Origin of the sequence: Leifsonia xyli, from assembly GCA_001647635.1 — a bacterium.
Taxonomy (GTDB): Bacteria; Actinomycetota; Actinomycetes; order Actinomycetales; family Microbacteriaceae; genus Leifsonia; species Leifsonia xyli_A.
The window spans coordinates 2,249,421-2,261,688 of record CP014761.1 but is presented as its reverse complement, the minus strand read 5'-3'; the positions used below and the strand labels follow the sequence as shown (position 1 = coordinate 2,261,688).

Below are 12,268 nucleotides of genomic sequence, written 5' to 3'. Positions count from 1 at the left end.
GGGCGCCCCTGACAGAGAGAAGTCGCACATGAGCGAGTCCCAGTTCCTCCTGCCCGACGTGGGCGAGGGCCTGACCGAGGCGGAGATCGTCTCGTGGAAGGTCGCGCCCGGCGAGCAGGTCGCGGTGAACCAGGTCATCGTCGAGATCGAGACCGCCAAGTCGCTGGTCGAGCTGCCGTCGCCGTTCGAGGGGACGGTCGGCGAGCTCCTCGTCACCGAGGGTCAGACGGTCGAGGTCGGCACGCCGATCTTCACCGTCACCGCGGGAGGCCAGGCAGCCGAAACCCCGCAGCCCGAGCCGGAGCCTGCCGAGGAGGTCGCCGCCGACGCCGCCGCGACGGTCTCGCACGAGGAGGAGCCGAAGGCCGGGGCCGTGCTCGTCGGCTACGGCTCCGCCGGACACGGCACCAGCCGTCGTCGTCGGGTGACCCACCCCGGCACTGCCTCCCTCCCTGTCTCGTTCTCCGGCAGCATCGCGCAGAGCCCCGCGCCCGCGGCACCGGCTGCTGCCCCGGCGCCTCAGGCCGCCCCCGCGTCGCCCGTCGCCGCGCCCTCGCAGCCTGCCGCGGCCGCTGCGCCCGGGCCGCGCCCGTCCGGCCCGGTCATCGCCAAGCCGCCGATCCGCAAGCTCGCGAAGGACCTCGGCGTCGACCTCACCCTGGTGACGCCGACCGGGCCCATCGGCGACATCACGCGCGACGACGTGCTCCGCGAGGCGACGCAGGCGAGCGTCTTCCGCAACATCCAGACCCCGGAGTGGCCCGACGACCGCGAGGAGCGCATCCCGGTCAAGGGCGTGCGCAAGGCGATCGCGAACGCGATGACGTCGAGCGCGTTCAGCGCCCCGCACGTCAGCCTCTTCGTCGATGTGGACGCGACGCGCACCATGGAGTTCGTCAAGCGGCTCAAGAACTCGCCCGACTTCGCCGGTGTCAAGGTGTCGCCCCTGCTGATCATGGCGAAGGCGATCATCTGGGCCGTACGCCGCAACCCGACCGTGAACTCGACGTGGACGGACGAGGAGATCATCGTCCGCCACTACGTCAACCTCGGCATCGCGGCCGCCACCCCGCGCGGCCTCATCGTGCCGAACGTCAAGGAGGCGCAGGGGATGACCCTGCTCGAGCTGGCCCGCAGCCTCGAGCAGCTCACGTTGACCGCCCGCGACGGCAAGACGCCCCCGTCCGACATGAACGGCGGCACCATCACCGTGACGAACATCGGCGTGTTCGGGATGGACACCGGCACGCCCATCCTGAACCCGGGCGAGGTGGGCATCGTCGCGCTCGGGACGATCAAGCAGAAGCCATGGGTGGTCGACGGCGAGGTGCGTCCGCGCTTCGTCACGACGCTCGGCGCCTCGTTCGACCACCGCGTGGTGGACGGAGACGTCGCGTCGCGGTTCCTCGCCGACGTCGCATCCATCATCGAGGAGCCTGCGCTGCTTCTCGACTGAGGCATACAAACCTAAATACAAACGTTTACGCTCAGATATCACGATTGCTACCTTCGTAGAGGCGCTCATGCGCCTTGACGAAAGGAAATCAAGTGATCAATTCCGAGATTCTGGACGACGTCATCTCGCACGATGGGACGACCCGTCAGGCCGGTGGATACACCACTCGCCAGGCCGGCGGTTACGTGACCCGATGAGGTCTCGTGCGGATCGGCGTGGAAGCGTCGATCCGCACGTCCCTCCCGAATCGAAATGGAATCCATTCTCGAGGCCATCGGGCGTCACCTCCCGATGCCACCTCTGCGAAGCCATCACCAGACCGAACCGTCGATCACCTTCACGCACCCGAGAGACAGCCGCATATTCGCGGTGGGCAACGCGCATGGTGCGTGCGCGAAGTGCTTCGAGCGGAAGGTCGACATCCTCTGGTCCCGGGTGGACGGGCACGACAGAACCTTGAGCGCATCCGAGAGCGTCGATGCGGTCGAGGAAGCCGCTCGGCACGGAGTCGCTCTCGCCATCACCAATGCGAGCATCGGGCAGAACTGGTCGGTCATCGCGCCCTGGCCCGACTGTGCCGAATGCCGCCGAACGGGAGCCGCGCGTCGGCAGCTGCTTCCGGAAGCCCAGGCTGGTCCAACCGCCGGGGAATGTCACGGGGATTCTTGCAGCGGTATCCCCCGATCGGCGAGCCCCGAGACCTTCGTGGCAGCGCACCGGGGATGGTTCGGGTTCGCGTCCGTGCTCCTGAATCCCGCGCTCGTACACGAGCAGGGAATCTGCACCGCCGACTCGGCGATCTTCCTCGATGAAGCGGAGACGTTCGCTCCGGTAGGAGGGAAGGGGGCGACTCGTGAGCAAGCGCTCGCCAGTTGCCTTGGCGAGGGGATCGAGCGCTTCGCGGTAGCAGGCGGGTTCGACGAACCGGATGCTCCGATCGTGGCGATTCCGGCGGCTGGGATCAGCCGGGCCGCGTGGGGAGACGCTCGCGATTTCGACGGTGAGCCGGTGCCCATCGGCTCGCGCGATCTCGTGGATCACGTGATGCTTGCTTCCCTCACCGGGGCAAGACCGCGGCCCTTCCCCGCCAGCCTGGTGTACGCCCCCTACACGCCGGCGGCCGGGCGCCGCTCCTCCACCCCGAGCAGCACGACGGGCGCCGCGGTCGGGGCATCGCTCGTCGAAGCCACCTTGCAAGCCGTGCTGGAGCTGATCGAACGCGATGCGTTCTGGTTCTACGCGCGCACTGGTCGCACGATCTCGGCACTCGACGTCGACGATCACCCTCTATCGCTGGAACTCGCGCGATCGACAGGAGCCCGGCTCCGGGCCGGGGTTCTCGCGAACCCCTTCAACGTGCCCGTCGTACACGTCACCCTCGCAAGACCGGCGGGTGCCGGCGGCTCAGCGACCGCTCGAGGAATGGGCGCGGCTACGACGTTGGGTGCAGCGCTGCGGAAGGCAGTGATCGAAGCAGCGCAGATGATGCGGTCGCTCGACACCGGGCGGGAAGTAGGGCCGTCCATCACCGACATGCGGTCGTTGTGGTTCAGTGGCGCGGCGCGTCCGATGTTCAGCTCCTTCTTCGAGCCTGACCCCGTCCACAGCGTGTCCTGGCGGTCCGACTCGCAACGGATCAGCGGTGAGGGGGATCCGGCGCAGTCGCTGGCCGAGGTTCTCCGGCGTGCGTCCGGAGCGGGCGTCGAGTTCTACCGCCACACCTTCGTCGATGCAGCCACGTTCGCGGCCGTCCGGGTCATCGGCGATCGCATCCTGCCCCTGGATGATCTGTACTTCCCGCGGCTCGAGCGCTTTCGGGATTGGGCGGACGGCAACGATGAGCGGGCGACGGCCTACACCGGACCCCTCTTCATGTGAGGTACCAGAAGTGAAACGTGAACGATCGGCCATCTGGGCCTTCCTGATGCTGTCGGCTGCCGGGGTGGGCTGTTTCGCAGTTGTCGACAACCTGTACTTCCAGGGCAAGGGCTATTCGCCGGCGACGATCGGCGCGCTGGTCGCAGTGTTCAACATCTCCGTGGCCGTCTCGGAGATTCCCGCCGCGGTCGTCTTCGATCGTCGCTCGCACTGGCTGGCGATCCAACTTGGCAACCTCGTACGGACGTCTGCCCTGCTGCTGTTCTTCCTCTCCTGGGGAGTGGGGGCCGACGCGGTGGCAGAGGTTCTGGCCGGCGTCGGGGCGGCAGCAATGACCGGAACCTCGACGGCGTACGTGCTGAATCGGCTCAGCGACGAACCGTCGGCGCAGCGGATCGCGATTGGCCGGATCGCCTGGATCAGTGCCGCAGCGTCGCTCGCCGGTGGAGTGATCGGCGCTGCCGTGTTCGCGATCGACCCCAGGACCATCTGGCTAGCCGGAGCGACCTGCATGGCAGCCGCCGGCTGCGTCTTCCTCGTCGGCCGGCCACGGCGAGTGTCCGCTCGAACGAAGTCCGAGCCGCTCCGCCGGTATCTTCGAGGGCTGGGCGCGCTCAGCGCGCACCCGAGGGCCTGGCTCTCCATCCTTGCAAATGCCGCACTGATCGCTCCTCTGATCCTCTGGCAGCTTCGGCTAGGAGCTTGCTCCCTGACCGCCGTGCTCCTGGGATTCGCCGTGATGAAAGCCGCCGGCGTTATCGGCGGAAGACTGATGTCCGGACGACGTGTGCCCCGCGGAACCCTGTTTGCCCTCATCGGAGGGAACGCGGTGGCCATCCTGGTGTTCGCTTCCTGCGACGTTCCTGCCGTGATCCTCGTGTGCTTCGGTGTTCACGTCGTCGCCCACGTCGCGATCAGCGTCTACTGCTCGGCGAGCTTCCAGGAGGTCGTACCGGCACATCGCCGAGCTGGGGCATCCTCGGTCGTCTCGCTGCTGTCGTCCGGGCTCACCTCGATCGCGGCGCTCGCCGTCGGCGTGCTGGTCGACAAGTACTCTGCCCTTGTGGCGGTTCTTCCGAGCCTTCTGTTGTACGGGCTCGTGGCCGTGATCGCAGCGGCGACCTCTCTCTCCGCGCGAAGACGGACCCGGGGTCACAACGAATCGCCACGACCGGTCGAGGCGACTGTCGATTGAATTTGACAATCATTTTCAATAAGACGTAGCCTGAGCCGGTGCCCGCGACCGCGGGTGCTTCCTCGACGTCGCCTCGGCGACTTAGACAGGCTCCTCCATGAAGACGCGTTCCCTCGTCTCCACCCTGGCCCTCGCCGCCGCGACCGCGCTGGCGCTCGCCGGTTGCTCTTCGGCGTCGTCGGCCTCCGACGACGGCACCCTCCGCGTCGTCGCGAGCACCAACGTGTACGGCGACATCGCCGAGACGATCGGCGGCGACGCCATCCACGTCACCTCGCTGATGAACGACCCCGCGCAGGATCCGCACTCGTTCGAGGCCAGCGCGCAGAACCAGCTCGCCGTGTCGAAGGCCGACATCGTCATCGAGAACGGCGGCGGCTACGACGACTACATGCAGACGCTGCTGAAGGGCTCGAAGAACGACGGGACGACGGTGCTGAACGTCGTCGAGCTGTCGGGACTGACGGCGACCGACGGCGAGCTCAACGAGCACGTCTGGTACGACTTCCCCACCATCCAGAAGTTCACGGCCGCGCTCGTCGCCGCGCTGTCGAAGGTCGATCCGGACCAGAAGTCGACGTTCGAGAAGAACGCCGCCGCCTTCACGCAGAAGCTCGACGCGCTCGAGGCCGACGAAGCGAAGCTCAAGGACGAGCACGCCGGCGAGGGCGTCGCGATCACCGAGCCCGTCCCCCTGTACATGCTCGACGCGATCGGGCTGGTCAACAAGACGCCGGAGAAGTTCAGCGCCGCCATCGAGGAGGAGAACGACGTCTCCCCGGTGGTGCTTAAGGACACGCTGGAGCTGTTCAGCGGCCACCGGGTGAAGCTGCTGGCCTACAACGAGCAGACCACCGGGGCGGAGACCGAGCGTGTGCTCGCGGCGGCGAAGAGCAACGGCGTCCCCGTCGTCCCCGTGACCGAGACGCTTCCCGTCGGCAAGCACTACGTCGAGTGGATGCAGTCCAACCTGGACGCGGTCGGATCGGCTCTGGCGAAGTGACCGAGCCTCTCGACCTCGTCACGCCGCCCTCCGACCGGGAGGTGGTGCTGCGCCTGCGTGACGCCTCCCTGGGTTTCGGCGACAGGACGCTGTGGAGCGGGCTCGACCTGGACGTCCACGCCGGCGAGTTCGTCGCCGTCCTCGGTCCGAACGGATCGGGCAAGACGAGCCTGCTGAAGACGATCCTCGGACAGCAGCACCTCGACTCCGGCGAGATCGCGTTCGAGGGGCACGCCGTCCGGCGCGGCGACCGGCGCATCGGGTACATCCCGCAGCAGAAGCTGATCCCCGCCGGAACCCCGATGCGCGCGCGCGACCTCGTGGCGCTGGGCGTGAACGGACACCGCTGGGGGCTCCCGCTCCCCCGTCGAAGCGATCGTGAGCAGGTGGACCGCCTCATCGACGCCGTCGGTGCTCGCCGTTACGCCGACACGCCCGTCGGCTCGCTCTCGGGCGGCGAGCAGCAGCGGCTCCGGGTCGCGCAGGCCCTCGCAGGCGACCCGGCCCTCCTGCTCTGCGACGAGCCGCTGCTCTCCCTGGACCTCCAGCACCAGCGCGGCGTCAGCGAGCTGATCGACCGCCGCCGCCGCGATCACGGCAGCGCGGTGGTCTTCGTCACGCACGACGTGAACCCGGTGCTCGGGATGGTCGACCGCGTCCTCTACCTGGCGGGCGGCCGCTTCCGCACCGGCACACCGGACGAGGTGCTGCGCAGCGACGTGCTGACCGACCTCTACGGCACGCCGGTCGACGTCATCCGCAGCCGCGGCCGCATCGTCGTGGTGGGCATCCCCGACGCCGAGACCCACGACCACCACGCGCACACGCGCGACGCGCACCCGGAGCCGGCCGCATGACGCACATGGACCTCTGGTCGCAGCTGTTCGACTTCACCGACTACGGCGAACTGCTCCTGCTCGTGAAGAACTCGATCTTCGCGGGCGCGGTGCTGGGCATCGTCGGCGGCCTGATCGGCGTCTTCGTCATGCAGCGGGACATGGCGTTCGCGGTGCACGGCATCAGCGAGCTGTCCTTCGCCGGCGCGGCCATCGCACTGCTCTTCGGCGTGAACGTCGTCGTCGGATCCCTGGTCGGATCCCTGATCGCGGCAGTCCTGATCGGCGTCCTCGGAGCGAGGGCGCGCGACCGCAACTCGATCATCGCCGTCCTCATGCCGTTCGGGCTCGGCCTCGGGATCCTGGCGCTCGCGCTCTATCCCGGTCGCAGCGCGAACAAATTCGGGCTCCTGACCGGGCAGATCGTGTCGGTCGACGACCCCCAGCTCGGGTCGCTCCTGGTGATCGGCGCGATCGTCCTCATCGCCCTGCTGCTCATGTGGCGTCCGCTGACCTTCGACAGCCTGGATGCGGACGTCGCCGCCGCCCGCGGCATCCCGACCCGGTTCGTCGCGCTGGCGTTCATGGTCCTGCTCGGGCTGGCGGTCGCAGTCTCGGTGCAGATCGTCGGCGCACTACTCGTGCTGTCGCTGCTCGTCACGCCGGCGGCCGCGGCGATGCGCATCTCGTCCTCGCCGCTCGGCGTTCCGATCATCAGCGTGGTGTTCGCGCTGGTCTCGGTGGTCGGCGGCATCCTGCTCGCACTCGGGAGCGCGCTCCCGATCAGCCCGTACGTGACGACGATCTCGTTCCTCATCTACGTGGTGTGCCGAATCGTCGGCGGGCGCCGCGCGCGCCGACGGACGGCCGCGACTTCACGGCGACTCGTGAGCCAGGCGGGCTAGCCTGGGATGGTGAAGCGGAACACCTGGCAGCGGGAGGCCGTCCGCGAGGCTCTGTCCTCGACGGAGGGTTTCATCAGCGCGCAGGGACTGCACCTCAGCCTCCACGAGACCGGCTCGCCGATCGGGCTGGCGACCGTCTACCGCGCTCTTGCCGACCTGGCCGCCGAGGGGGATGCGGATTCGCTGCAGTCGCCCGAGGGCGAGAGCCTGTACCGAGCGTGCACGACCGGCCACCACCACCACCTGATCTGCCGCAACTGCGGCCTGACGGTGGAGATCGAGGCGGATGCGGTCGAGCAGTGGGCCCGTCAGGCGGCGGCTGCGCACGGCTTCACGCAGGCGCAGCACGTCGTCGACGTCTTCGGCCTCTGCGCGGCGTGCACGGCCAAAGCCGATTTGGCCGGCCCCGCCTCCATGCCGTAGCATGGTTGTTTGGCTGAGTGGGCTCCTCCCACTCCGTTAGCCGTGTACGAAACCCCCTGCTTCTCGAAGAGGGGAAGTCGTGCGCCGACAAGTGACCTTGGGTGGTGCCGCCTGGCATCACGGTATTGGAGAAGAAAGCAATGGCAGCAGTGTGCCAGGTGACGGGAGCCGTTCCGGGCTTCGGTCACAACATCTCGCACTCGCACCGACGCACCAAGCGCCGGTTCGACCCGAACATCCAGAAGAAGACGTACTACGTTCCGTCGCTTCGCCGTAACGTCACCCTGACCCTGAGCGCCAAGGGCATCAAGGTCATCGACGCCCGTGGCATCGAGTCCGTGGTCAAGGACCTCCTGGCCCGTGGGGAGAAGATCTGATGGCGAAGCAGCAGGACATCCGTCCGATCATCAAGCTCCGTTCGACGGCGGGCACCGGTTACACCTACGTGACCAAGAAGAACCGTCGCAACGACCCCGACCGCCTCGTGCTCAAGAAGTACGACCCCATCGTGCGCAAGCACGTCGACTTCCGAGAGGAGCGCTAATCATGGCCAAGAAGTCCAAGATCGCCAAGAACGAGCAGCGCAAGGTCGTCGTCGCTCGCTACGCCGCCAAGCGTGCGGAGCTCAAGAAGGCTCTCGTCGACCCGAACGGCACCGACGAGTCCCGTGAGGCCGCCCGCGTCGGCCTGCAGAAGCTCCCCCGCGACGCTTCGCCGATCCGCGTCCGCAACCGCGACGCCGTCGACGGCCGTCCCCGCGGCAACCTCAGCAAGTTCGGCATCTCCCGCGTGCGCTTCCGCGACATGGCGCACCGTGGCGAGCTGCCCGGCATCACCAAGTCGAGCTGGTAATCCGGCCCGAGTGCATGCTCTGAGGGCGTCCGGCATCCGCCGGGCGCCCTTTTTGCTGTTTCCAGCGTCTAAAACCCCCGGAAATCCGCGTGTTTCCGGGGGTTTCTGATACATTCGAGGCGGTCAACCGACCAAACGTAACGGCCCAGTGTGGCCTCAACCGTTAGACACAGAAGCTGTAGATCCAGCACAAGGTCCGAGGAGGACACTCAATGGCTGACAACCTGAACAAGACCGAGCTCGTTGCTGCCGTCGCTGCGGCGTCGGGTCAGAGCCAGGCCACCGTCTCGAGCGTCGTCGACGCGTTCTTCAGCACCATCAGCGAGACCGTCGCCAAGGGCGGCAAGGTCACCATCCCGGGTTGGCTCGCCGCTGAGCGCAGCGAGACCGCTGCCCGCACCGGCCGCAACCCGCAGACCGGCGAGGAGATCTCGATCCCGGCCGGCCACCGCGTCAAGCTGACCGCGGGCTCGAAGCTCAAGGCTGCCGTCAAGTAGTCTTCGCAACGCTTGTCGAGGGCGGTGCCGCGTTGCGGTGCCGCCCTCGTCGCATCTGCTCTGATCGCGTCAGCGGCTCACGCACTGTGGGCGGCCGTCCAGGAGGGTGGACGTAGGCTGGACGGGTGCCACCAATCCTCCGCGTGATCGGCCCTGCCGCTCTGCTCCTCGCAGGCGTCGCGGCCATGATCCTCGCGCTCGCGTTCGGAGGCGGGGCGAACGCTCCGCTGCTCGCGGACCCGGGCGCGCTGGTGCGCTGGGGGCTTCCCGCCGCGACCCTCGTGGTCAATCTGAGTCTCGCCGGCACCGTCGGAGCACTCGTGCTGGCCTGCTTCGCGTTCTCGCCCGACCGGGACGAGTACGGCAAGGCGCTCGACTTCGCCGCGGGGAGCGCCGGCGTCATGACGGTCGCCGCCGCCGTGACCGGGCTCTTCACCTTCGTGAGCGTCTCGAACGTCCCGTGGTCGTTCGATGCGACCTTCACCAACGGTCTGAGCTCGTTCGTCACCAGCGTCTCGCTGGGCCAGGCCTGGCTCGGCATCACACTGATCGCTGCCGCGGTCACGGTTCTCTGCTTCGCCGTCCGCAATCAGACCGCGATCGCCTTCGTCACCCTGCTCGCCATGGCGACCGTCGTGCCGATGGCTCAGCAGGGGCACAGCGCTGAGGCGGCCGGGCACGACGCCGCCGTCACCTCCTTCGGCCTGCATGTGCTGTTCGCTGCGATCTGGCTGGGCGGTCTGGTCACGCTCGTCGTCGTCAAGCAGACCCTCGGCAGCGGCCGTCTGGTCACCGTGCTGGAACGCTACTCCACCGTCGCGCTCATCTGCTTCGTGGTGGTCGCGGCCTCCGGCTACGTCAACGCCGAGCTGCGGGTGGGGACGCTCGCCGAGCTCGCCACGCCCTACGGCATCCTGGTGCTGGTCAAGGTCGCCGCTCTCGTCGTCCTGGGGCTCTTCGGCCTCACCCAGCGCCGCTACCTCATCGGCCGGCTCAAGGCGTCCGGCGAGCCGCGCAGCTTCTGGTGGATCGTCGTCGCCGAGCTGGCGTTCATGGGCATCGCCTCGGGTGTGGCGGCTGCGCTCGCACGGACGGTGACGCCGGTTCCGCAGACGCGGGCGGCGACGCCCACGCCCGCCGAGATCCTCACGGGAGAGAAGCTGCCTCCCGAGCTGACCTGGGGTCGCCTGTTCACCTCGTGGAACTTCGACCTGCTCTGGGTGCTCGCGTGCGGGTTCGCGCTGTTCTTCTACTTCGCCGGCGTCTGGCGGCTGCGCCGGCGCGGCGACGCGTGGCCGATCTACCGCACGGTGTTGTGGACGCTGGGCATCGCGCTCCTCTTCTACATCACCAACGGCGGGGTGAACGTCTACGAGAAGTACCTGTTCTCGGCGCACATGTCCGCCCACATGGTCCTCACGATGGCCGTCCCGCTCCTGCTGGTGCCCGGCGCGCCGGTCACGCTCGCCGCCCGGGCCATCCGGAAGCGGCGCGACGGCTCGCGCGGTGGACGCGAGTGGATGCTGCTCGCGGTGCACTCCCGTTTCGCCGCGGTCATCTCCAATCCGATCGTCGCCGCTGTGCTGTTCGCGGGGTCGCTGTGGGCGTTCTACTACACGCCGATCTTCCGCTGGGCGACGACCGACCACATCGGGCACGAGTGGATGATCGTGCACTTCCTCATCACGGGGTACCTGTTCGTGCAGTCGCTGATCGGCATCGACCCGGTGAAGTACCGGCTGCCGTATCCGTTCCGGCTGCTCCTGCTGCTGCTGACCATGGCGTTCCACGCCTTCTTCGGGCTGTCGATCATGCAGATGCACGGCCTGATGCTCGCCGACTGGTTCGGCGCGATGGGCCGCACGTGGGGCGACTCCCCGCTGGTCGATCAGCAGACCGCCGGCGGTATCGCGTGGAGCATCGGCGAGATCCCGACGGTCATCCTGGCGATCGTGGTGGCCGTCCAGTGGAGCCGCAGCGACGAGCGCGAGACGAAACGGCGCGACCGGAACGCCGACCGCACCGGCGACGCCGAGCTGCAGGCGTACAACGAGCGGTTGGCGCGCATGGCCGACCGCGACCGGGCCGTCCGCTAGGGTCCCTGCGCCACCACGATCGCCAGCGAGCCGTCCGGGCGGACGGTGACGCGGCTCAGGTTCATTGCGAACCGCACGTCGTCGCTGCGATGCGAGACGGTTCCGTCGAACAGCGACTGAACCGTCACGTCGATGTGGGCGACGCCGACCATCTGTCCGGTCTCCCAGGCGTCGTCCCCGGGGCGGAGCTCGACCGTCGGGTAGGCCACCATCGACCAGGAGGGGTCGCCCTGGACGCGGTCGTCGATCTCGACGCCGAACGGGCAGCCCGCCGGCTGCAGCACCTTCTGGGCGGCGCAGGCGTCCAGGAACGCGTTCACCTGCTTCTGCGTCTCGGCGGTGAAGGCCCGGGTCGGCTGGGCGTCCACGACCGTCTCGGTGACCGTGCCCGGCTCGGGTGAGGTGGCGACGGGCGCCGCGCGGACGTAGGTCGACGTGTGCGAGAGCCGCAGCGGCGCGAGCGGCGCGACGACGTAGTCGGCCGAGACGCTGAACGCGCCGGCCGGCTGGTCCGGTGAGGCGGCCCGCGGGCTGACGGTGTGCCGTCCGACGCGGAAGTCGTCCGCGTGCGCGACGGTGATGCGCGACACCCCGACCGGTGTGGAGGCGAACTCCCACGTGGGAAGCACCCCGAGCACCGACCCCGCCTGGCGCACGCGGAAGGACGCGGTCACCGGCCGGCCGTCGGCCGTCGCCTTCACGACGACGGTGTGGACGCGGTCCGATCCCTCGGTGTCGGAGGCGACGGTCACATCCCGGATGGCGGGGAGGATGTCCGACCGGAGCAGCTCCGTGGAGGCTCCGGTGGGCAGCGCGGCGGCCTCGAGCGCACTCGCCGTCGGTGCGGCACCGGGCATCGCCAGCGCGTCCGTCAGCCGATGCGCGGCGATCGAGGAGGCGAACGCGCCGACGAACCCGGTGGGGCTGTAGTACGCCCGCTGCACCGCGCCGAGCGCGGCGACGAACGCCGCTATCAGCAGCACGCCGATGCCCGACCAGAGCAGGACGACGCGCGTGAGCGTGCGCGAGTCCCCCACAGCCATGCAGCCATCCTAGGGTCCTGTGGATGAGCGGCCGTCGCGCCTCTCGCGGGGTTAGAGTAGTCCGGCATGCCGGGCGAGTCGGAA

Annotated in this window: 13 protein-coding genes; 12 read left to right on the top strand and 1 reads right to left on the bottom strand. The window is 68.5% G+C overall.

The window, feature by feature from the left end; all coding sequences use genetic code 11:
- Positions 1 to 28: 28 nt before the first annotated feature.
- From A0130_11110 to A0130_11055, 12 genes are all read left to right on the top strand, one after another.
- Positions 29 to 1,456 (top strand): branched-chain alpha-keto acid dehydrogenase subunit E2, encoded by a 1,428-nt coding sequence (locus tag A0130_11110; GenBank protein ID ANF32154.1) that lies wholly within the window; start codon positions 29 to 31, stop codon positions 1,454 to 1,456.
- Between the two features lie 252 nt (positions 1,457 to 1,708).
- Positions 1,709 to 3,334: a hypothetical protein gene (locus A0130_11105; GenBank protein ID ANF32153.1), complete on the top strand. Its 1,626-nt coding sequence runs from the start codon at positions 1,709 to 1,711 to the stop codon at positions 3,332 to 3,334.
- A 46-nt stretch (positions 3,335 to 3,380) separates the two neighbouring features.
- Entirely contained in the window at positions 3,381 to 4,529 is a 1,149-nt protein-coding gene (locus A0130_11100; GenBank protein ID ANF32152.1) for a hypothetical protein, read from the top strand.
- A gap of 97 nt (positions 4,530 to 4,626) precedes the next feature.
- Positions 4,627 to 5,532, top strand: a complete 906-nt coding sequence (locus A0130_11095) for an ABC transporter substrate-binding protein (protein ID ANF32151.1) — start codon at positions 4,627 to 4,629, stop codon at positions 5,530 to 5,532.
- Positions 5,529 to 6,389 carry an ABC transporter ATP-binding protein gene (locus tag A0130_11090; protein ANF32150.1) on the top strand — a complete coding sequence of 287 codons (861 nt, stop codon included), beginning with the start codon at positions 5,529 to 5,531 and terminating at the stop codon, positions 6,387 to 6,389. Before A0130_11095 ends, A0130_11090 begins: the two co-directional genes overlap by 4 nt.
- Positions 6,386 to 7,273, top strand: coding sequence for an ABC transporter permease (locus A0130_11085; protein ID ANF32149.1), 888 nt, complete (start codon positions 6,386 to 6,388; stop codon positions 7,271 to 7,273). Before A0130_11090 ends, A0130_11085 begins: the two co-directional genes overlap by 4 nt.
- A gap of 6 nt (positions 7,274 to 7,279) precedes the next feature.
- The gene (locus tag A0130_11080; GenBank protein ID ANF32148.1) at positions 7,280 to 7,696 is read left to right on the top strand and encodes a transcriptional repressor; all 417 of its coding nucleotides are present in this window, start codon (positions 7,280 to 7,282) and stop codon (positions 7,694 to 7,696) included.
- Between the two features lie 140 nt (positions 7,697 to 7,836).
- Complete coding sequence (locus tag A0130_11075; protein ANF32147.1) at positions 7,837 to 8,073, top strand: 50S ribosomal protein L28; 237 nt, start codon at positions 7,837 to 7,839, stop codon at positions 8,071 to 8,073.
- On the top strand, positions 8,073 to 8,240 hold the full coding sequence (locus A0130_11070) for a 50S ribosomal protein L33 (protein ANF32146.1): 168 nt from the start codon (positions 8,073 to 8,075) through the stop codon (positions 8,238 to 8,240). Before A0130_11075 ends, A0130_11070 begins: the two co-directional genes overlap by 1 nt.
- Positions 8,241 to 8,242: 2 nt before the next feature.
- Positions 8,243 to 8,548: a 30S ribosomal protein S14 gene (locus A0130_11065; GenBank protein ANF32145.1), complete on the top strand. Its 306-nt coding sequence runs from the start codon at positions 8,243 to 8,245 to the stop codon at positions 8,546 to 8,548.
- Between the two features lie 212 nt (positions 8,549 to 8,760).
- Positions 8,761 to 9,045, top strand: a complete 285-nt coding sequence (locus A0130_11060) for an integration host factor (protein ANF32144.1) — start codon at positions 8,761 to 8,763, stop codon at positions 9,043 to 9,045.
- Between the two features lie 143 nt (positions 9,046 to 9,188).
- Positions 9,189 to 11,141 (top strand): copper transporter, encoded by a 1,953-nt coding sequence (locus tag A0130_11055; GenBank protein ID ANF32143.1) that lies wholly within the window; start codon positions 9,189 to 9,191, stop codon positions 11,139 to 11,141.
- Here A0130_11055 and A0130_11050 read toward each other — a convergent pair.
- Entirely contained in the window at positions 11,138 to 12,184 is a 1,047-nt protein-coding gene (locus A0130_11050; protein ANF32142.1) for a hypothetical protein, read from the bottom strand. The genes A0130_11055 and A0130_11050 overlap by 4 nt on opposite strands.
- Between the last annotated feature and the right edge of the window lie 84 nt (positions 12,185 to 12,268).